Below are 22,273 nucleotides of genomic sequence, written 5' to 3'. Positions count from 1 at the left end.
ATGTCTGAAATCGCTTCGGTCGATTGGTCTAGAGCTCAGTTTGCGCTCACCGCCATATACCACTTTTTGTTTGTTCCGCTCACGCTGGGACTTAGCTTTATCATCGCCATTATGGAGAGTATCTACGTCAAAACCGGCAGCGAGCAGTGGATAAAAATCACCAAATTTTGGCTCAAACTCTTCGGTATAAACTTCGCCATCGGCGTAGCAACCGGTATCATAATGGAATTTGAGTTCGGCACAAACTGGGCGAACTACAGCTGGTTCGTAGGCGACATATTCGGCGCACCGCTAGCTATCGAGGGCATACTCGCGTTCTTTATGGAGGCGACTTTCTTTGCGGTTATGTTTTTTGGTTGGGATAAGGTTAGCAAGAAATTTCACCTCATCTCGACCTGGCTTGTCGCTATCGGTTCAAATTTGAGCGCACTTTGGATCCTCATCGCAAACGGCTGGATGCAGTATCCGATAGGTATGAAATTTAACCCCGCAACCGCCAGAATGGAAATGGAAAATTTCTTTGAAGTAGCGCTTAGCCCGGTAGGTATCATCAAATTTTTACACACCGTAACTAGCGGCTACGTCGCTAGCGCGCTTTTCGTAATAGGAATTTCAGCGTGGTTTATCCTAAAAGGACGCCACCTGATCATGGCTAAAAAATCCATCATCGTAGCGGGAAGCTTCGGTCTCGTTACGTCGCTATTTTTGATGTTTAGCGGCGACGAGAGCGCATATCAGGTCGCACGCACTCAGCCGATGAAACTAGCCGCTATGGAAGGCCTTCATAAAGGCGAAACAAACGCCGGCCTAGTCGCGATGGGCGTGCTTGATCCGTCTAAAAAAGTAGGCGACGACAAAGATCCGTTTTTATTCGAGATAAAATTTCCTTACGCGCTCGGAGTTATGGCTACGAGAGGTTTTAACAACTTTACGCCCGGTATCGACGACCTAGTGCACGGCAATGAAACTCACGGTATAGAAGGCGTCGCAAGTAAGATGGCCAAAGGCTCGTTAGCCGTTAGCGCGCTAACAACCTATAACGCCGCTAAAAAATCAGGCGATAAAGCCGCGATGGAGCAAGCCGAGCAAACTCTAGCTCAAAATATGAAATTTCTAGGCTACGGCTATCTTGAAAAGCCTGCCGACGCCGTGCCGCCCGTTGGCCTAACATTTTATAGCTTCCACGTGATGGTTGCTCTTGGCACTTACTTTTTAGCGCTATTTTTCGTCGTGCTTTATCTTTGCATGGCGAACAATATCGAAAATTTCAAAAAGCTGCTGTGGGCGTGCGTATTTAGTATCCCGCTAGGGCTAGTCGCAATCGAGGCGGGCTGGATAGTAGCCGAAGTAGGGCGTCAGCCGTGGGTCGTGCAAGACCTCATGACGGTGGGCGTAGGAGCGACGAATTTAGCCGACACCAACGTCAAAATTTCGTTCTGGCTATTTGCCGTTTTATTTACGGCGCTTTTGATAGCCGAGATAAAAATCATGCTAAAACAGATAAAAATAGGATTTGAAAACCATGCTTAGTTTAGAATTTTTACAAATTTACTGGTGGTGCGTAGTTAGCTTGCTAGGCGGTTTGCTAGTGTTTATGATGTTCGTTCAGGGCGGGCAGACTCTGCTTTTTGGGCTTTGCAAAAACGAGCTTCAAAAGGACATGGTGATAAATTCTATCGGGCGCAAATGGGAGCTTACTTTTACTACGCTCGTAATGTTCGGCGGTGCGTGCTTTGCGGCATTTCCGCTGTTTTACGCGACAAGCTTCGGCGGCGCGTACTGGGTGTGGCTGGCGATTTTGTTTTGCTTTATCCTTCAAGCCGTTAGTTACGAATACCGCAAAAAACCGGATAACTTCCTAGGTCAAAAAACCTATGAAATTTTCCTTTTCATAAACGGCTCTTTAGGCGTTATACTGATCGGCATGGCCGTTAGCACGTTTTTTTCGGGCAGCGATTTTCTACTAAACGAGCACAACTTCGTACAGTGGCGCACGCCGTTTCGCGGTCTTGAAGCGCTGGGCAACATCATGCTCTATCCGCTAGGCATAGCGATGTTTTTCCTAGCTCGCGTAGGTGGAGCGCTCTACCTCATCAATAACATCGACGATGCGGAGATAAGAGCCAATGCTAGAAAAGCGGCGCTAAAAAATACTATTTTCTTTTTACCGTTCTTTTTAATCTTCATCGCTTGGATATTTACCAAAGCCGGTTTTGCCTACGACGAGAGCGGCGTAGTGAGCTTAGTTGGCTTTAAATACGCTCTAAATTTACTCCAGATGCCGCTTGTGGCTGCGATGATAGTTATAGGCGTCGGACTCGTGCTTTTTGGTATATTTAAGGGCGCGTTTACGACAAGCATCTACGGCGTAGTGCCTTACGGCGCGGGCGTAGTGCTAACGGTTACGGGACTATTTTTGATATCAGGCCTTGCGGACACGGCGTTTTATCCGTCGTTTTCAAATTTACAAAGCTCGCTCACGATCAAAAACGCAAGCTCTAGCCACTACACGCTAAACGTCATGGCCTACGTGAGCCTGCTAGTGCCGTTTGTTTTGGGCTATATTTTCGTCGTTTGGCGCGCGATGGATAGCAAAAAGATTACGGCCGATGAGATCAAGCACGATCATCACGCATATTAAGGATAAAAATGATAGAAGCGATAGTTTTTCTTTTTCTTTGGGTTTTGGCGCTTTTTGGCGGATATAAATTCGTCCATTTTAACATCAAGCACGTCGAGAAAAACGACGACAAATACTTTGGAAATTTGCGCGAATAAGCGCTGATCCATAAATCTCGTTCTACTTAAATTTTAGCTTTTGTCGCTATAATGAAGCTAAAATTTTAAGGAGAACGAGATGTTTGACTTCACTTTTCACAACCCCACAAAAATACGATTCGGCAGAGGTAAAGAGCGAAATATCGGGCTTTATATGCGCGAATTTGACGCTAAAAGAACCCTACTGATCTACGGCAGCGACCGCATCAAAAAAGACGGACTCTTTGACAAGGTCACGGCAAGCCTAAAAGAAAACGACATAGAGTTTATAGAGCTTGGCGGAATAATCAGCAACCCCGTGCTAAGCAAAGTTTACGAAGGAATCGAGCTAGCTAGGAAATTTAACGCCGATAGCGTGCTAAGCGTAGGCGGAGGCTCCTGTCTAGATAGCGCCAAAGCCATCGCTGCGGGCGCGCTATACGAGGGCGACGTGTGGGACTTTTTCACGGGCAAGGATCCAAGCCGCGCGCTAAAAATTTTTGACGTCATCACCCTTGCGGCAACCGGCAGCGAGATGAACTCGGGCGCAGTCGTGACAAACGAAGCTACGAAGCAAAAATTCTCCATCCACGGCGACGTCCTATATCCGCTAGTCTCGGTCGTAAATCCGCAACTACAAAAGAGCGTAAGCCGCGAGTACCTAGCATACTCCGCCGCCGACGTCATAGCGCATAGCATAGAGGGGTACTTCACCGCAAGCGTACAGCCTGGCATCATCAATCTCTACATCGAAGCCAACATCAAAACCGTGATAAAAACGACTGAAATTTTACTAGCTGACCCCGACAACTACGATGCTAGAGCCGAGTTTTCCTGGGCGGCGACGATGGCGCTAAACGGCCTAACATACGTCGGTACGCACGACTACTCCTACCCCAACCACATGCTCGAGCACGCCATGAGTGCGGTCGTAAACTGCGCGCACGGAGCAGGTCTAGCAGTCATAATGCCTGCGTGGATGAAGTGGTATAAGAACCGAAATTTGGGCGCATTCGAGCGTTTTGCGCGGGAAATTTTCGGCGTAAACTCGGCCGATGAGGGTATCGCCGCCTTTAAAGCATGGCTTAGTAAAATCGGCGCTCCGGTTAGCCTAAAAGCCGTCGGCATAGAGGGCGAGACGCTAGACGAGGTCATAAATTTAGCCTACGACTATGCGGCAAACTGGCGTAAAGATAAGCTCTATACGAAGGAAAATATCAAAGAGATTTTTGAGCTGGCGAAGTAAATTTGAGAAAATATATTTGATCAAATTTGCCGACTGCTACCTTTGCAAAATGTTCGTAAATTTACGATTTGATTTTTACTACGCTATCGCTCGGCGCGTAAAAAGATAAGCGGAGGTAACGAAAAAATAGTGTGCTAGCAACGGCCCGCAAACACTCGCTATCGTAATATTGCGGCGTAAATTTGAGGCTCTTAACGATAAAATCGCGCGTAAATTTAACAAAACCGCCGCAAATTTAGTCAAATTTACGGTGGCATATTTAAAATTTAAGGCGCATCACGCCTCCAAAATCGCTCCGTTGCTCGCATTCGTTACCAGCTTGCGATACATTCGCAACCAGCGATACGGCAGCGGTTTTTCGATCGGCTTAAATTTAGCTCTGCGTTCAGCGATTTCGGCTTCACTTAGACGCACGTTGATCGCGTACGTATCCACGTCGATGTCGATTATATCGCCGTCCTCTAGCAATCCGATCATGCCGCCCTCGGCAGCCTCGGGGCTCACATGCCCGACGCTTAGCCCCCTCGTCGCGCCGCTAAATCTGCCGTCCGTGATTAGCGCCACGTCTGCGCCAAGCCCTCGCCCCATGATTAGGCTCGTTGGACTTAGCATCTCCTGCATGCCGGGACCTCCGCGCGGCCCTTCGTAGCGGATGACGACCACGTCGCCCTTGTTTACCTTGCCGCTTGAGATCCCCTCTATCGCCTCGTCTTGGCTGTTAAAGCAGACCGCCTTGCCGCTAAATTTACGCTCGCCGATGATGCCCGCGGTCTTGATGACGCAGCCTTGCTCGGCTAAATTTCCAAACAAAATCGCCAGCCCGCCGACCTGCGAGTAGGCGTTTTCGACCTTGCGGATGACCGATTCATCTTTTATGGCGCTAGCTCCGACGCGCTCGCCCAGGCTTTCGCCGCTTACCGTTAGCGCATCTAGACCCAGTAGTCCGTTATCGCGGCGCGAAATTTCGTTTATCACGGCGCTTAGTCCGCCCGCGCGGTCGATGTCCTCCATATGCACGTTTGGCAGGCTCGGGCTGATTTTGGCGATGTGCGCGATCTTGCGGCTGATCTCGTTGAGTCCTGCGATCTGTAAATTTACCCCCGCTTCGCGCGCGATAGCCAGGATGTGCAGCACGGTGTTGCTGCTGCCGCCCATCGCCATATCGACGACTAGGGCGTTTTGGATCGATTTTTCGTTCACGATGTTGCGGATTTTATATTTTTTATCCAGCGCGATTTGGCAAATTCGTCGCCCCGCCTGCCTGATGAGCTCCTCGCGCTCGGGCGTGAGCGCCGGCACGGTGCCGTTGCCTTTTAGCGCGATGCCCATCGCTTCGCACAGCGTATTCATCGAGTTTGCCGTAAACATCCCAGAGCAGCTACCTCCGCTCGGACAGGCGGCGCACTCAATCTCTCTTAGCTCCTCGGCGCTGATCTCTTTGGTTTCAAATTTACCCACCGCCTCAAACGCAGTCGCAAGGTCGATCGGCTCGCCTTTTTTAGTGTAGCCCTTTTTCATCGGGCCACCGCTAACGAAAACCGTCGGTACGTTTACGCGAAGCGCGCCCATCACCATGCCTGGCACGATTTTATCGCAGTTTGGTATACATACGAGAGCGTCCAGGGCATGCGCGTTCATCACCGTTTCGATCGAATTTGCGATCAGCTCGCGGCTAGGCAAGCTATAGAGCATACCGCTGTGTCCCATCGCGATGCCGTCGTCCACGCCGATGCAGTTAAACTCAAAGGGCACGCAGCCGTTTTTACGGATCTCGTCTTTTAAAATTTCGGAGTATTTGTTAAGGAAAAAGTGCCCCGGAATGATCTCGATGAAGCTATTTGCTACGCCGATGAAGGGCTTTTCAAAGTCCTCGTCCTTTAGTCCGGTCGCTCTTAGCAAGCTTCTGTGCGGTGCGCGCGTATAGCCTTTTTTGATGATGTCGCTTCTCAAATTTGATCCTTTTAGTGGAATTTAGTCGATTTTATCAATTATTTAATTACATAAGTATAAAAATTTGAAAGGGCGTACACGGCACGGCAATCATATGTACAATAACTAAAATTTACGTTTTATCGTGAGAAAATTTGAGCCCGAAAGCTCAAATTTAAGCGCAAAGCGGAGCTTGCCTCGCGCTTATAAAATAGCTAGAGCGATTTTAGTCGCTCTAGTCTAGCGAAGATAAAATCAATCCGCTACTTTCATCGTGCCGCCTGCACCAAGACCGCCTTTTACGGTTTGCATTTTGTAGTTTCTGACGGCATCTATTAGGTTATTCATCGAGTCGGTGAAGGCCGCGACGATGACTTTACCCTCAGGAGTGTTAGCATATGCACCTAGAGATCCGCCTGCTCTACCGCCGAATAGTCCGCCAAGTCCTGCAAAATCAGTATTTCTAGCGCTTCCCTCGGCTGCCGCTAACTGTACGCCGGAGCGGTTTTCGATGAGAGTTAGCATCGTACTGGCATCACTCGTGCTAAATCCCCCGGCTACCGCGCCGGCTACGCCGCCAAAAAATGCACCGACTACGCCACCGATACCGCTAGTATCGCTTGCGCTAAAAGTTATCGAAGGCGTTAAAGTGTAGTCTGCGGCAACCATCTGACCTTTTTTAAAATTTGAAGTCTTTCTAAGTTCGCCCGACTGCATCAAGGCGCGCTCTTCCATCATTTGGTTAAATGCCTTACCGCGCTCGACGACGACAAAGCAGTTTGATTGTTGCGCTAAAAGCCTAAGAACCGGAACGGTGGAAGGAAGCCTATAATCTCTTGTAAGTACGGTATACCAGTCAGAATCTCTATCTTCGTAAATCACCATGGTGCCTAAAGATTGAGAACATTTTTGAAGTTGAGCGTTTGCGTTTTGAGAATTTGAACCGCCTGCAGAGCCCGTAGCAGTCGTTTTGGCGCTGCTTGAGCCCATATTCATCGATGACATACAACCCGTCAAAAGAAAAGGCAAAGCCAAAGCCGCAATCTTCGACGCGCCAAAAAGCGATTTTATCATTACTTACTCCTTGAAAAAATTTCGAGAGATTGTATTATATTTGCGCTAAAAATTTACTTTACTTTAAATTTTATATTATAAAATGATTAAAAATTAACTAGAAAGGATTTTTCATGAAGAAGTTTGCTTTAATAGGTCTTATCGTTGCTCTTTTTATAAACTTTGCAGACGCTTACGACAGATATTCAAACGAATCTTTAATTATCGTACCAAACGGAAAAGCTTATAATAAAAAACGCTGCAAAGATGGATATTGCAACGATATGCTTTCAAATTCCGACGTTATTTTGATGCTAGACGACCGTTACGACGATGGATACAGAAGAAACTATAAAAGAAAAGATTACCGCAGGGAAATCACCGATCAATACATGAGACAAAACGGTATCGGCAGATATGACAGATACGACGACGGAGATAGGGGTTATAATAGAGGTTATAATGACGGATACGATGACGGATATAACGACCGAGACAACGAATACTATAATAACAAGCCGAGACTAGGTATCCGCGTTAGATAAATTTGACGCCCGTTCGCCGCTAGTCGTTAAATTTGGCCGGCGGCGAAATTTGATTTACGAATTTGATTTACAAAAAGGAAAATAATGCTAACCAACCCCGTCGTGATAAGTATCCTAGTGATGACCGCGCTTTGTTTGCTGCGATTTAACATCCTGCTTTCCATCCTCGTCTCCGCCCTAGTCGCGGGACTCATCTATCACGGCGGATTTACCGGCGTAGGGGCCTTTTTTGGCGCATTAACGGCCACCACCTCTACGCTGATAACCGGCATGAAAGGCAACCTAGAAACCTCACTCAGCTATATCTTGCTAGGCGCTCTCGCAGCCGCGATAGCCAACACGAACCTAACCGCGATCCTCATAAACGCCGTTAGCAAGGCTCTAGCAAAAACCAGCACCTATTTTGCTTTGATAATCGCCTCCATCGCGTGTTTCTCGCAAAATTTGATCCCGGTTCACATCGCTTTCATCCCGATTCTCATCCCGCCGCTTTTGCCGCTGATGAACCGCCTAGGTATCGACCGCCGAGCCGTCGCGTGCGCTCTTACTTTCGGACTAAAGGCGCCGTACGTGAGCCTTAGCGTGGGCTTTGGTCTTATCTTTCACGGCATTATCAAAAAAGAGCTTGCAAACAACGGCGTAGAGGTGCAGATGAGCGAGATCTCAAGCGTGATGTGGATCGGCGGCCTTTCTATGCTAGTGGGCTTGCTTTTAGCGGTTTTCGTCTTTTACCGCAAAAGACGCGACTACGCGCATACCAAATTTGAAACGAGCGAGGAACAAGAGGTACAGATGGCCGCAAGCCTAAAAATGACGAAAAAAGAGTGGGCGGTGCTAGGCGGCGCGGTAGCGGCGTTTGGAGTGCAAATTTACACAGAAAGCATGCCGCTTGGCGCGCTTTTAGGACTACTAGTTATGGTGGTTTTCGGCGGTATCGAGTACCGAAAAATCGACAAAATCATGGACAGCGGCCTAGCGATGATGGGCTTTATCGCATTTATCATGCTCGTTGCCGCGGGCTTTGGCTCGGTTTTGCGCGAGAGCGGCGGTATCGAACAGCTGGTGAGCTTTGCTAGCGCGGTCGCCGGCGGCAAAATGGGCGGCGCGATACTGATGTTAGCTATCGGTTTGCTCGTTACTATGGGCATCGGCACGAGCTTTGGCACGATACCGATCATCGCGGCGATCTACGTGCCGTTTTCGCTATCGCTGGGTTTTTCTCCGGCAGCGATCATCTTGCTAGTTGGTATCGCGGCGGCTCTGGGCGATGCGGGCAGTCCTGCTAGCGATAGCACGCTAGGGCCTACGAGCGGTCTAAATGCCGACGGACAGCACAATCATATTTACGATACGTGCGTACCGACTTTCATATTCTTTAATATACCGCTGTTAATCGGCGGCGTTATAGGCGCGATGATTCTCTGATCTAGTCTCGTCTTTTGAGTGCTTTTTGCAGAGTTTGCTAAAATTTTGCTCGGCAGACTACATGTCTAGCCTATGCAAAATTTTAGCCGCACAGCCCCAAAAATCATCTCAAAATACTTCGCCTTAACTTTTTTTACTTAAATTTGAAGCCAAATTTACAAATTTGACTGATATACTCTTTTTCGCCGCTATCTTCGCAAATACTAAACTAAAATCAAATCTAAAATTTGGAACGTCTTTTGCTTAAGTGATCTCAAAATTTACTTTTCAAAAAGGATAAAGCTATGATGAGATCACTTTGGTCGGGCGTTACCGGACTTCAAGCCCACCAGATCGCTATGGACGTCGAGGGCAACAACATCGCCAACGTCAACACAGTCGGATTTAAATACAGCCGCGCAAATTTCGACGACCTTATCTACCAAACTTCACGCATCGCTACCGGCCCGCAAAATCGTCACGGCGGCGTAAATAGCATGCAAGTTGGCCTCGGTACGCAGATAAACTCGACGACTAAAATTTTTAAACAAGGCTCCCTGCAAACTACCGACAAACAAACCGACATCGCGCTTCAAGGCGACGGATTTTTCATGGTTAGCCCGGACGGCGGCAAGACGACCTACTACACCAGAAACGGCGACTTTTCAAGAGATAGCGTAGGAAATTTCGTCGATAACGGCGGCAACATCGTGCAAGGATGGATGAGAGACGAAGAAACCGGGGAAATCGATCCGACTAGACCTATCAGCGATATAAATATCCCTGCAGGCCTAACCGTTCCGGCTCGCGCCACGACAAATATCACACTAAAAGGAAATTTAGATAGCGGTAACGACGTTGGCGCTAAAAAAATCCCTATCTACCAACTCGATCAATACCACAACTGGGCCGATACGGGCAAAGACGGCATAAAAGTTGACGCAGAAAAGCACGAGGAAAACAACGTCGGAGAAAATAGATTTTACGTGAACAAAAACGGCGAACAAAAGATGACGGAGCGCGGCGCAGATCTTGGAGTATTATTTAACAACAATGGCGACGCATATAACCTCCGCACCGGTCAAGGTATCTGGGCCAGCTATGCAGATGCTAAAACCAAGGCTCTAAACGTAGGCGCTCAGCCGGACGGAAGATTTGGCGGGACAAAGCAGCTTGATATCACGCTAAACGGCGAAAAGATAGTCGCAAGCGTAACTAGCGTCAGCGAACTAGCATCGGCTATAAACGAAAAATACACTAAAACAGGCGTAGAAGCAAGCGTTATCAACGGTAATCAGCTCGTATTAACGAATAGAAATAATTTAGGAACGACCGTTAATACTAAAAATATAAAGATGACTGTAAACGGCGCAAATAACATAGGAAACGACTTCGTAACGACTAATATCATCACGGCGTATCAATATACCTATAACAAAACTCAAGTCAATGCCACTCATACTTATAATGACTCTATGGCTAGAGAGGTAACGACTACCGAAGACCTTCGCGAAGCTATGCAAAGAGACGCGAGACTCTGGACGAACTACACCGGAACAGTCGTAGGAAATGCTGGAACGCCTCCTAACATAACTCCTAATCAAGGAACTTTTACGGGTGCTTTAAACGATAACAAAAACGACGGCGTAGAGGTAACCGTAAACGAGCACGGACAGTTTCAGATCAAAAATCCATCCGGCGACGCATTTAACTCTGACGACGGCGACGATACAGACGATACTACCGGCAATGCAGGCACAGCCAACACAAACACCGATCCCAACGACCACAATATGAATTTAACAATCACGGGTCTTAGTAATGCTGCAAACAACATAACCGAAAACGTCAAATTTACGGCATCTATGGCGCCGCTTTCAGGTTCTATAAGCCCGGGTAACGCCGCAAGGGTAACAGATAGCCTAAACATGGCCGCTCATAGCTCTAGCACCGATCTTTTCGATAGCTTAGGTACTAAGCACAACATCAAAATGGACTTTGTAAAACGCGGCTACACGCCAAACGGCGGAACCGAGTGGACGATGGTTATCCAAGTAGCCGAACCAAACCGCATTAATCAAAACGGCGAGCCTGCAAACGTGATAACGGGCTACGTGAGATTTAACCCGGACGGCTCGCTCGCGACCTATAGCCCGGCTAGCATTACCTTCGGCGCGCAAAACGGCTCGGCCGACGGCCAACATATCGAGCTAAAACTAGGAACTACGGCTCAGATGGACGGTCTAGCCAGCACCGATAACGACTCAAGCACCGCCGATATCAGCCAGGACGGCTACGCTAGCGGCGAGCTAAACGGCATCAGGATAGATCAAAGCGGAACCCTAGTTGGCTCGTTTACGAACGGCCGAAGCCTAGGACTAGCGCAAGTGGGCGTGGCTAAATTTGCCAACAACGAGGGATTGGCTAGCGAGGGCGGAAATTTATTTTCTCGCACGGCAAACTCCGGCGATCCGATCATTGGCGCGGCTCAGACGGCTGGACGCGGCAAGATCTCGGCCTCGAGCCTTGAGATGAGTAACGTCGATCTATCTCGCTCGCTAACTCAGCTCATCGTCGTACAGCGCGGCTTCCAAGCCAACTCAAAGACGATCACAACTAGCGACGAAATGCTAAACACGCTACTTCAACTAAAATAATTTATTTCTTCGGGCTTTAGTTTCGTCTAAAGCCCTTTTTATTGATTTTTAGCTAAATTTACCGCTAAATTTAACTAAAAGAGTCAAAAATGCAAGTAACGCTTCTAAACTACACCCCGCTAAACATCTGCTCGCATGCTATCCGCACATGCTGGCAAAGCTTTGAAAAAGGCGACAACGGCGGCGAAAAAGATGTCGAGCTCATCGAACGCGTCGGCAATAAATTTAAACACGCTAGCACGCTTGAACACCTCTCCTACAACTTCTACATCCAAGGCATCTCGCGCGCCCTGCTACAAGAGCTAGCCCGTCACCGCGTAGCGAGCCTCAGCGTCAAATCAACGCGCTACACGCTAAAAGAGCTAAAAAAAGAGGCTAAATTTGAGCTTGGCGATTTTGATCGAGCGGCGAGATTTATTGTATTAACGGGCGACGAAACGGTCGATAACGCAAGCGTCAAAGCGCTAGAAAACCTGCGCGAAATCCTCGCAAACACCACAAAAAGCCTCGACATCGTCAAATACTGCCTGCCAGAGTGCTACAAAACCGAGCTCACGTGGAGCGTAAACGCGCGCAGTTTGCAAAATTTCCTCTCGCTTCGCAGCTCAAAATCGGCGCTTTGGGAGATCAGAAATCTCTCGCTAAAGCTTTACGAGTCGCTGCCGCAGGAGCATAAATTTATATTCGAGGATCACGTAAATCAGGAATAATAAAGCGCTTTGCGCTACCAACAAGATACAAACAATGCCGCGTGTAAATTTTACGTATTTTTGGAAAATTTGAGACAAAATCAGGAGCGATAAAATGGGGCTATTTGATATTTTTAAAAAGGATAAATTTGACGTCGATGTGCGCTCGGACGGCGTTTTCATCGGTGGCGTAAACTGTGAGTTTGATCTGGCTAAATTTAACGAAGCCTTGGGACAGCCGCGCGTGATCGATGACGGAGAGGGCAAAAGCCGCTATTTTTGGGATGAGGCGGGGATTTTCGCCTTTGTGCGCGCAGGCGAGCTCACAGAACCGAAGATTGCCGAGATAAATTTGATGCTTGAGGTCGCAAAGGGCGTGCAGCACGAGGTTCCGCGCAAGCTATACGGCGGCGCGTTCACGATAGATGGCAGATCGCCGCTTGAAGCTGTGCCTGAGCAAGAGCTGCGCGGCGCATATATATTTTTGGAGCTTAGCCTAGGCAAATTTGAAGTATCGCTAGCTCTCGCGCAGGCCGTGCAGGAGCGCATAGGCGCGATGGACTTCGCCGAGCGCTTCGCTAAGCGCGACACCGACGAGATCGCAGATATCGTGCGAGCTACGAAAATGCCGATAGGGCGCGTCTGCATTAATCAAAAAGAGAAAAAGACAAAACGAAAGCCGAGCGATAAATTTAAGCTTCCGCGCGCGGCCGGCGAGACGCTAGCGTTTAAAAATTTCAATTTCAAAATCGCCGTGATGAATGAGCTGATGTATGAAAAATCCCTGTTACAGCCCAAATTTGACGTGTTTGAGTACTGCGAGGAGCGCGGCATCGATCCGTATGCGGATTTTGGTGCCCTGCCGCAAGCCAAAAAGTGGTTCAAGGACTATCCGGTTCCCGCAAATTTGGCGGAGCAGGTGAGTGAGCTCTATCTTGACGGAGGAAACGAAATTTACCTGCAAATCGCGCCTGATTGGGACGGCGAGGACGAGCTTTTCGACATTAAAAACATTGACGCCGCCGAGCTTGCGCCATTCGTTAATCTTAAAAAAATCGAAACGACCGGCATCGGCATATCCAAAAAGGCGCGAAAAGTTTGCGCAGATGCGGGGATTACGGTAATTGATTAAGTGCGAAAATAAAATTTAAGCCATCAAATTTTGAGCTAAAAAAGGGCAAAATTTGACTTCAAATTTTACTAAATAACAAGCAAAAAATTAAACTTATTTTAAGCATAAATTATTCGCATGCGTTAGCGCGATAGCGATGGCATCGGTGATGTCAAGAGGCTTGATCTCCTTCGTGATACCGAGAATTTTCTTAACCATAAAGGCCACCTGCTCTTTATCTGCCTTAGCTTTGCCGGTGACGGTTTTTTTAACCTGAAGCGGCGTGTACTCGGCAAAATCTCCGTGAAGCTGCAAAATTTTAAGACTCAGCGCCCCTCGAAACTGCGCAAGCTTCAAAACCGTTTTTGGATTATAAGCGAAAAATATGTCCTCGATCGCCACTTCGTCAAATTTATGATTTTTAAAAATCAGGTCAAGTCCCTCGCAAAGTTCGGTGATTTGATACTGCAAAGAATTCGATTTTATTTTGATTAGTCCCGCCTCGATCAAAACAGTTTTCACGGGCGTCTTTTCGACGATCGCATAGCCGCAATTTCGCGATCCCGGATCGATTCCTAAAATTTTCATCTCGTCCTTTTCAACGGTTTTTCACGCTTTTTTCACGGCGTGAAAAACGAATTTCAACGCCATTTTAACAAATTTAAGATAAAATCTAGCGAATTAATCTTAAAGGCAAAAATTTGGTCGCAAACGAGGTTTTGGAGCTACTTTCCAAAGAAATTTTACCATCGGAATTTGAATGCTACATCAAGCAGCTTAAATTTAACGAAAAAAGCTCAAATTCGACGAACGTCGTATTTAACGCGCCAAACGAGATTATCGCCAAATTTATCCAGACCAAATACGCCTCCAAAATCGCTCATCTTTTTGAAGTAAAAACCGGACAAAAGCCCGTAATCAACGTCCTAGCCGCGACCAAAATGCAAAGCAAACCGGCTAAAAAAGTGGACGTCAAAGAGATAAAAGCACAAAGCAGTCTGCTAAATCCAAGCTACACTTTTGAAAATTTCGTCGTCGGCGACTCGAATCAATTCGCATTTTTAAGCGCGAAAGCCGTATCCGAGCAACTGGGTAAAATTTACAATCCCCTTTTCATCTACGGCCCGACGGGACTTGGTAAAACTCACCTTTTACAATCGGTCGGAAATTTTTGCTTAAACAGCGGCAAAATGGTTATTTGCGTCACGAGCGAGCAGTTTATCACGGATTTTACTTATAACCTCAACAACCACTCGATGGAGCGATTTCGCGAAAAGTACCGAAACTGTGATGTTTTACTCATCGACGACGTGCAGTTTTTAGGTAAAACGGATAAAATCCAAGAGGAGTTTTTCCATACGTTTAACGAGCTTCACGCTAAAAACGGACAGATAGTGATGACCTCGGACCGCCAACCAAAGCTGCTAAAAGGCTTTGAAGATAGGCTAAGAACGCGTTTTGAGTGGGGTATCATCGCCGATATCACGCCGCCAGAGCTCGATACCAAAATCGCAATCATCAAGAAAAAGTGCGAATTTGATAAAATTTATCTTGGTACCGACGTCATAAACTATATCGCTACAAACATGGGCGACAACATCCGAGAAATCGAAAGCGCGATAATAAATTTAAACGCTTACGCAAGGCTGATGAGGCAGGAGATCACGCTAGAATTTGCTAAAAACATCCTGCGCGATCAGATAAAAGAGAAACGCGAAAATATAAACCTAGAAAATATCGTTGAAATCGTAAGCAAAGAGCTAAACGTAAAACCAAGCGAGATGAAAAGCAAATCGCGCTCGAAAAATATCGTCGAGGCTAGACGTATCGTGATATATCTTGCTAAAAATTTGACGCCAAATTCGATGCCGCAAATCGCGCAGTTTTTCAACATGAAAGATCACTCGGCCGTAAGCCACAGTATAAAAAAAATAAACGAACTAATAGAAACTAATGAATATTTTAAAGTTCGCGTCGAAGAACTAAAGAATAAAATTTTAACCAAAGAGTAAAAACGTGAATAAAAGTGAAAAAATAAACCGTTTTTTTAACGACGAAAATGTCCTATTTAAAGCAAATAAGAGCTGTTTTAAACTTTTCACGCCACCTACTAATGCTACTAAAAGAAATTTAAAAACAAAGGAAAAAAATGAAAGTCGCAATTAACAAAAATGCTTTAGAAAGCATCGTAACAAATACCAATCCTTACTTAGAAAAAAAGGATCTAAGCGCTATAACCTCGCATATATTTATCGGAGCTAAAGACGGTATCCTAAATATCAAAGCAACCGACCACGAGATCGGCCTAGCCTATAAACTCTCAAACGTCAAAATCATGGACGAAGGAAACGCTACCGCAAACGGTAAAAAGCTGCTTGATATTATAAGAAGCCTAAAAGACGAGGAAGTAACGCTAGAGACACTAAATAACTATCTCTACATAAAACAAAAAAACTCAAAATATAAACTTCCGATGTATAAATTTGAGGATTTTCCAAATTTTCCAACGATAGAAAATAAAAATAAATTTGAAATCGACGCAGTAATGCTTGGAAGAAGTTTAAAAAAAATTTTCCCAAGCATCGATAATAACAACCCTAAATTTGAGCTAAACGGCGCATTTATAGATATCAAACAAAATTACATAAATATCGTCGGTACCGACACGAAAAGGCTTAGCGTATTTAGATTTGAAACGCCAACTCAGAGCGAATTTTCGCTAATAATCCCAAAAAAAGCCATCAGCGAGATACAAAAACTATTTTTTGATAAGATCGAAATTTACTACGACGATACGACTCTGATCGCTCAAAGCGCAAATTTCGAGTTTTTTACAAAGCTGATAAACGGCAGATTCCCAGACTATAACAGAGTAATACCGCAAGAGATAAAAAGAAGACTAAGACTAAGCAGGGATAAAATGATAGAGGGCATCAAAACCGTCTCAATCATCTCCGAGAGCACGAAAATCGTATTTGCTCCTCAAACCATAAGCTTTGAAAGTATCGTCGAAGATAACTCGGAAGCTAAAACAACGATAGAATTTGCAACCGGACTAGAAGAAGAGATCTACGTCGGCGTGAAAAATAGATACTTGCTTGATTTCTTACAAAGCATCGAAGAGGAACATTTCGAATTTGGATTTAATGACTCGAATTTAGCCTTTACGGTGAGCTCAAACGAGCTAAAAACGGTAATCATGCCGATAAATTTATAAAAATAAAAAGGTAAATAATGCAGCAAAATTACGGCGCGGAAAATATTAAAGTTTTAAAAGGGCTCGAAGCGGTTAGAAAACGCCCCGGCATGTATATCGGAGACACTAACATAAGCGGCCTACATCACATGATCTACGAGGTCGTCGATAACTCCATAGACGAGGCGATGGCGGGCTACTGCGATACGATTGATATCGAGCTAACCCGCGAAGGCTCGGCGATCATCAGCGATAACGGACGCGGTATACCCGTCGATATGCACCCTACGGAGAAAATTTCAGCCGCAACGGTCGTTTTAACGGTACTTCACGCAGGCGGTAAATTTGATAAAGATACTTATAAGGTTTCAGGCGGTCTGCACGGCGTCGGCGTTAGCGTCGTAAACGCGCTTTCAAAAAAACTGGTCGTAAATATCAAACGCGACGGCAAACTACATAGACAAGAGTTTTCAAAAGGTATACCGCAAAGCGACCTAGAGATCATAAAAACGACCAATAGAACGGGAACTCAGGTTGAGTTTTGGCCAGATGATAGCATTTTTGAAGTTACGGAATTTGACGATGAAATTTTAACTAAACGCTTTAGAGAGCTAGCCTATCTAAACCCGAAAATCACTATAAATTTTAAGGATCAAAGAAACGGTAGAAACGAGAGTTTTCACTACGAGGGCGGACTTGAGAGTTTTGTAACCGATTTAAATAAAAACGAAGCCGTAAGTAAAGCCGTATCGTTTAGCGGCGGAGAAGAGGACGTTTTAGTCGATTTTGCGCTGATGTACAACGATACTTATAGCGAAAATTTACTAAGCTTCGTAAATAACATCAAAACCCCTGACGGCGGTACGCACGAGGCGGGATTTCGCGCGGGTCTAACTCGCGTGATAATAAACTATATCGCAGCAAACGCCGCAGCACGCGAAAAAGACACGAAAATCACGGGCGAAGATATCCGCGAAGGTCTAATCGCAGTTATAAGCGTAAAGGTACCAGAGCCACAGTTTGAAGGCCAAACGAAAGGAAAACTAGGCTCAAGCTACGTAAAACCGATCGTTCAAAAGATGGTTTTTGAGGTACTTAGCAAGTATTTTGAAGAAAATCCGATAGAAGCTCGCGCGATAATGGAAAAAGCGCTGATGGCGGCGCGCGGACGCGAGGCTGCCAAAAAAGCTCGCGATCTAACGCGTAAAAAAGAGGGTCTAAGCATAGGAACTCTACCTGGTAAACTAGCCGACTGTCAGAGTAAAGATCCTACTATCAGCGAGCTTTATCTGGTGGAGGGCGACTCAGCGGGCGGCTCGGCCAAACAAGGACGCGATAGAGTATTTCAGGCGATTTTGCCGTTAAAAGGTAAAATTTTAAACGTCGAGAAATCGCGCTTAGATAAAATTTTAAAATCGGACGAAATAAAAAATATGATAACCGCGCTAGGTTGCGGTATCGGCGACGAATTTGACGCCGAAAGGCTTCGCTACCACAAGATCATAATCATGACCGATGCCGACGTCGACGGTAGTCATATCCAGACGCTGCTTTTAACGTTTTTCTTCAGATTTTTGCATAAAGTCGTAGAAAACGGTCACATCTATCTAGCTCAGCCACCGCTTTACCGCTATAAAAAGGGTAAAAAAGAAATTTATCTAAAAGACGAAAGAGCGCTGAATGAATTTCTAATCGAAACTGGCATCGAAGGGGTCGAGTTTGAAGGTATAGGAAATGCTGATCTTATAGACTTTTTAAAGATAGTCGCGGCTTACAGAAGCGTATTAAAAGAGCTTGAAAAACGCTTTAGCGTGATCTCTGCGGTTAGATATATGATCGAAAATCCAGATATAGTTTCAAAAAGCTACGGCGAAATTTATGAAATTTTGAAAAATTATTTAGAAGTGCAGGGACACAATATCCTAAACTCATACGTCAGCGAAGAAGAAGCTAGAATTTACGTACAAACTGAAAGCGGTTTGGAAGAGCTTTTAGTAAATGAAAATTTATTTACAAATCCGCTTTACGAAGAGGCGCTTTATATCAGCCAAAAGATAAAAGAGCGCGGCATCGAGCTAAAAGGCGACGTGATAGACGTGCTAGACGAGATCGAAAAAAATGCCAAAAAAGGTGCCTACATACAGCGCTATAAAGGCCTTGGCGAGATGAATCCCGAGCAGCTGTGGGAGACGACGATGAACCCTGAAAACCGCCGTTTGCTAAAAATAAACATAAACGATGCCGTAAGCGCGTCGGATACGTTTAATCTCTTCATGGGCGACGAGGTCGAGCCGCGAAGAAACTATATACAAGAACACGCAAAAGACGTGAAACATTTGGACGTGTAAAATGCTAAAATCAGAACTAAAAGAACGATCAAACAGGTTTAAAACCGCGCTCGAGGTGTCCTCGATTTTTATCTTAACCATTATCATTTTGGTGTATATTTTTATTAAAAAAGACGATATAGATTTTGGTACCGACGATATTATTTTGATTGCGATTTTGGTTTTGTGTCAGGTTTATTTTACGGCTTATAAAATTTATCAGAGCTTTAAAACAAGCGTACTTGATCAAGTAACAAAAGCCTATAATAGAGATGAAATTTTAAGACTTTTATCAAAGCAAGCCTTCAAATTTAAAGGCAAAAGCGGCGGCAATATGCTAATACTAAAGATCGAAAATTTAAACGATCTAAACGAACGTTACAGCTTTGTTAGCACCGATATTTTGCTAAAACGACTAGTCGAGCGGCTGGAGAAATTTCTAAACGAAAAAGTGTCTAAAAACACTCTCATCGGTAGATATTCAAATGAGTATTTTCTAATATTTTGCGAGAGTAAAAGTACCGAGCTCATCCACCTTTTAAACGTTTTTGAAAAGAGCATTTTAAGCGACGGAATCTATAATATCGAGCTAAAGATCAAATTTGACGCTATCGACATAAATCACTCCGCAAGCCTCAAAAACTCGGTCTCATATCTCATCCAAAAGCTAAACGAGAGCGATAACGAGGATAAAGTAGATATTACCGACGATCTTGAAAAAGACGTCTGTAACTGCATCGATATGCAAAGATTTATCTTCCAAACTCAGCTCGTAAAAAGCCTTCGCTTCGGGCAAAATTTAAAAAATATCATCGTAAAAGTCTATACCGATAAACAAGGGCTCGTCTCAAAAGCAAAGGTGCAAAATATCGCGAATAAAAACGGCTATGAGGTGCTTTTTGACATAAACGTTATCAAAAAGCTATCCGAGCTTAAATTTAAAGACGAAGATCCGATCGTGATTGAAATTTCGTCGGTTTCGATTAGAAATTTAAAATTTACTAATTTTATAAAAGAGTTCGTGCAGCTAGGTAAAATCGATCCAAATCGCGTTATTTTCGAGTTTAGCGAGAAGCTAGTTTATGATGAGATAAATAGATTTAGAGAAATTTTGACGGAGTATAAAAACCTTGGTTTTCGCTTTGCGCTTAATAAATTCGGCGGTAACAACGCGGGCTTTGAATATTTTAAATATTTGCCGATAGATTTTGTTATTTACGACATCGAATTTAACAAAAATATCAAAAACGACAAATTTAAAACGCTGTTTGAAAATCTAAATTTGACCGCAAAAAGAGTAGGCGTAAAATCTATCGTGAGATTTGTGGAGGACGACGAGTTTTACAACATCGCGGAGCGTTATCAGACCGACTTCGCGCAGGGCTTTTTCATAGAGAAGCCAAAAGAAATTTAAAGGAAAAAAATGCAAGAAAATGAGGTCGTAGAGCCAAAATACGGCGAGAAAATAATAAACGAATTTGACGTAGAAAAAGACCTGGAAATCTGGGAAAACAAGCACGAGCGCGACTATAAGATCAAGATCACGCTGCCGGAGTTTTGTTGCTTATGCCCGCGCTCTGGGTATCCAGACTTTGCGACGATATATCTTGAGTACGTGCCTGCTAAATTCGTCGTCGAGCTAAAGGCGATCAAACTCTACGTCAATAGCTTCATGACGCGAAACATCAGCCATGAAGATAGCATAAATGAAATTTACGAAGTTTTAGAGCGAAAACTGGCGCCAAAATGGATGAAGATCACAGGCGACTTTAACCCGCGAGGCAACGTCCATACGGTGATCGAAATTTGCTCGGACGAGATAATCAAAAAAACGCAAGAACAAAGCTTTGAATCGTCTAAATTTGAGAAATTTACGCGAGATAGCGATCGAAGTTTCGATAGAGGCGGTTACGGCGGACGCGAGTCTAAATTTAGCAAAGACGGCTCTCGCGGTAAGAGTTTCGGAGCCGATAGAAGAGATACAAAAACCGGCGATAGAAAACCTCGTGCGAGTAAAGATAAATTTGACGATAAACCGCGAAGAACGGGCAGTAAAGAAGGCTTTAAAAAGCCTGAATTTGCCGGCGAAAAGCGCGCTCGCGTCGTGAAAAAATCATCGGAAGATAAATGATAAGCGCGCAGCTGATCGAGCACATCTTTAAAGCCGCGTCCATCTCGCGCTGGAACGACTATCCGAAGATGACGAATTTAGTCGAGCTTGATAAGCAAGCGCATAAATTTATCATCGCGTATTTTATCGCAAAACTCGAGCATAATGCCGATATGAACTACATCATCGAGGCTGGTATTTTCGAGTTTCTCGCGCGCGTCGTGGTTACGGATATACGCCCGGACGTGTTTCATCAGATGCAAAAAACCAAAAACGAGCAAATCAACGCCTGGGTCCTAACGATCCTAGAAGGGCTTGTAAAAGACGTCGAGGGCGGTAAATTTTTAGAGCGGATGCGCCGCTATCTCACGCACAAAGACAAAGCTCACGCCAAAGAGCGCCTGATCCTAAAGGCTTCTAGCTACCTAGCAACGCGCTGGGAGTTTTCGATCGTTTATCAAACGAGCAAATTTTTAAGCGACATAGACGAGCTAAAAGCGCGCGTGGAGGAGGAGCTGGAGGATTACTACGAGCTAATAGGCGTGCGCAAAATCGTGATGAATCAAAAGCTAGCTAAGCTAGTCGATCTAGCCGGCAGACTGCGCTTTCAAAAGCGCTGGGCGCAGACGCCGCGCATCCCTGAAACGGCAGTGCTTGGTCACATGTTAGTCGTGGCGATTTTGAGTTATTTTTATTCGCTTGAGGTTAAGGCCTGCAAATCAAGGCTAGAAAATAACTTCTTTTGCGCGCTCTTTCACGATCTGCCAGAGTCGCTAACGCGCGATATAATCAGCCCCGTAAAATACGGTATCGAAGGGCTAAACGAGATAATCAGCGAATACGAAATGCGCCTGATAGACGAGAAAATTTTGCCTTTTGTACCTGAAAATTTTAGAGACGAGTTTAGCTATATCCTGGGCATCCGTATGGAAGGCGGCAAATTTATCAAAAACGAGTTTGAAAACAGGATCTGTGAGAAAAAGCCTTTGCATCACGAGGGTACGATGGAAAACGTAAATGAGGATAAATTTAACGCCATAGATGGAAAAGCTCTTAAATTTTGCGATAAACTCGCGGCGTTTTTCGAGGCGGGGATCTCGATCAGCTACGGCGTAAAGTCAAACGAACTAACCGAAGGCTTTAATAATATGGATAAATTTTTTCAGAAAAATCAGAGCTTGGACGGAGTGAATTTTTTAAAAGTTTGCGATGATTTTAAGGAGCATTTTTCGCTTTTGCAGGTTTAAAA

At 45.2% G+C, this 22,273-nt stretch carries 18 protein-coding genes; 15 read left to right on the top strand and 3 right to left on the bottom strand.

The features are described from left to right. The 4 genes from RWM02_RS06675 (at position 1) to RWM02_RS06660 (ending at position 4,003) form a co-directional block, all read left to right on the top strand. Positions 1–1,530, top strand: coding sequence for a cytochrome ubiquinol oxidase subunit I (locus RWM02_RS06675; RefSeq protein ID WP_314070375.1), 1,530 nt, complete (start codon positions 1–3; stop codon positions 1,528–1,530). Then, a complete protein-coding gene (locus RWM02_RS06670; RefSeq protein WP_390887744.1) occupies positions 1,523–2,641 on the top strand; it encodes a cytochrome d ubiquinol oxidase subunit II in 1,119 nt (372 codons plus the stop codon). The genes RWM02_RS06675 and RWM02_RS06670 overlap by 8 nt, the downstream gene beginning before the upstream one ends. Before the next feature lie 8 nt (positions 2,642–2,649). Further along, positions 2,650–2,778: a hypothetical protein gene (locus tag RWM02_RS06665; protein ID WP_002943393.1), complete on the top strand. Its 129-nt coding sequence runs from the start codon at positions 2,650–2,652 to the stop codon at positions 2,776–2,778. A gap of 79 nt (positions 2,779–2,857) precedes the next feature. Further along, the gene (locus RWM02_RS06660) at positions 2,858–4,003 is read left to right on the top strand and encodes an iron-containing alcohol dehydrogenase (RefSeq protein WP_314070368.1); all 1,146 of its coding nucleotides are present in this window, start codon (positions 2,858–2,860) and stop codon (positions 4,001–4,003) included. 276 nt (positions 4,004–4,279) lie between these two features. On the opposite strand, the gene ilvD is transcribed toward RWM02_RS06660, so the two are convergent. Together ilvD and RWM02_RS06650 are read right to left on the bottom strand one after the other, a co-directional pair. After that, positions 4,280–5,953 carry a dihydroxy-acid dehydratase gene (ilvD, locus tag RWM02_RS06655; RefSeq protein ID WP_314070366.1) on the bottom strand — a complete coding sequence of 558 codons (1,674 nt, stop codon included), beginning with the start codon at positions 5,951–5,953 and terminating at the stop codon, positions 4,280–4,282. Positions 5,954–6,187: 234 nt separating this feature from the next. After that, positions 6,188–7,006 carry a CsgG/HfaB family protein gene (locus RWM02_RS06650; RefSeq protein ID WP_314070363.1) on the bottom strand — a complete coding sequence of 273 codons (819 nt, stop codon included), beginning with the start codon at positions 7,004–7,006 and terminating at the stop codon, positions 6,188–6,190. A 113-nt stretch (positions 7,007–7,119) separates the two neighbouring features. Between RWM02_RS06650 and RWM02_RS06645 the strand changes: the two genes are divergently transcribed. The 5 genes from RWM02_RS06645 (at position 7,120) to RWM02_RS06625 (ending at position 13,412) form a co-directional block, all read left to right on the top strand. After that, on the top strand, positions 7,120–7,530 hold the full coding sequence (locus tag RWM02_RS06645; protein WP_314070360.1) for a hypothetical protein: 411 nt from the start codon (positions 7,120–7,122) through the stop codon (positions 7,528–7,530). An 84-nt stretch (positions 7,531–7,614) separates the two neighbouring features. Beyond that, on the top strand, positions 7,615–8,955 hold the full coding sequence (locus tag RWM02_RS06640) for a Na+/H+ antiporter family protein (RefSeq protein ID WP_314070358.1): 1,341 nt from the start codon (positions 7,615–7,617) through the stop codon (positions 8,953–8,955). Positions 8,956–9,239: 284 nt separating this feature from the next. Then, positions 9,240–11,591, top strand: a complete 2,352-nt coding sequence (gene flgE / locus RWM02_RS06635; RefSeq protein WP_314070356.1) for a flagellar hook protein FlgE — start codon at positions 9,240–9,242, stop codon at positions 11,589–11,591. An 89-nt stretch (positions 11,592–11,680) separates the two neighbouring features. Then, a complete protein-coding gene (gene thyX / locus RWM02_RS06630) occupies positions 11,681–12,301 on the top strand; it encodes an FAD-dependent thymidylate synthase (RefSeq protein WP_314070353.1) in 621 nt (206 codons plus the stop codon). A gap of 94 nt (positions 12,302–12,395) precedes the next feature. Then, the gene (locus tag RWM02_RS06625) at positions 12,396–13,412 is read left to right on the top strand and encodes a DUF6892 domain-containing protein (RefSeq protein ID WP_314070351.1); all 1,017 of its coding nucleotides are present in this window, start codon (positions 12,396–12,398) and stop codon (positions 13,410–13,412) included. A gap of 93 nt (positions 13,413–13,505) precedes the next feature. Here RWM02_RS06625 and ruvC read toward each other — a convergent pair whose 3' ends face one another. Next, entirely contained in the window at positions 13,506–13,979 is a 474-nt protein-coding gene (gene ruvC / locus RWM02_RS06620) for a crossover junction endodeoxyribonuclease RuvC (protein ID WP_314070349.1), read from the bottom strand. 113 nt (positions 13,980–14,092) lie between these two features. Between ruvC and dnaA the strand changes: the two genes are divergently transcribed. From dnaA to RWM02_RS06590, 6 genes are all read left to right on the top strand, one after another. Next, entirely contained in the window at positions 14,093–15,403 is a 1,311-nt protein-coding gene (dnaA, locus tag RWM02_RS06615; protein ID WP_314070347.1) for a chromosomal replication initiator protein DnaA, read from the top strand. A 137-nt stretch (positions 15,404–15,540) separates the two neighbouring features. Continuing rightward, positions 15,541–16,608 (top strand): DNA polymerase III subunit beta, encoded by a 1,068-nt coding sequence (gene dnaN, locus RWM02_RS06610; protein WP_314070345.1) that lies wholly within the window; start codon positions 15,541–15,543, stop codon positions 16,606–16,608. A 17-nt stretch (positions 16,609–16,625) separates the two neighbouring features. Beyond that, a complete protein-coding gene (gyrB, locus tag RWM02_RS06605; RefSeq protein ID WP_314070342.1) occupies positions 16,626–18,935 on the top strand; it encodes a DNA topoisomerase (ATP-hydrolyzing) subunit B in 2,310 nt (769 codons plus the stop codon). Position 18,936: 1 nt separating this feature from the next. Further along, positions 18,937–20,328, top strand: a complete 1,392-nt coding sequence (locus tag RWM02_RS06600) for an EAL domain-containing protein (protein WP_314070339.1) — start codon at positions 18,937–18,939, stop codon at positions 20,326–20,328. A gap of 9 nt (positions 20,329–20,337) precedes the next feature. Continuing rightward, complete coding sequence (gene queF, locus RWM02_RS06595) at positions 20,338–21,045, top strand: preQ(1) synthase (protein ID WP_122862276.1); 708 nt, start codon at positions 20,338–20,340, stop codon at positions 21,043–21,045. After that, complete coding sequence (locus RWM02_RS06590) at positions 21,042–22,271, top strand: HD domain-containing protein (protein ID WP_314070333.1); 1,230 nt, start codon at positions 21,042–21,044, stop codon at positions 22,269–22,271. Before queF ends, RWM02_RS06590 begins: the two co-directional genes overlap by 4 nt. Positions 22,272–22,273 lie beyond the last annotated feature (2 nt).

It is taken from the genome of Campylobacter showae, from assembly GCF_963515975.1.
GTDB classification, from domain to species: Bacteria; Campylobacterota; Campylobacteria; order Campylobacterales; family Campylobacteraceae; genus Campylobacter_A; species Campylobacter_A showae_F.
This window is presented reverse-complemented; position numbering and strand designations above follow the sequence as displayed.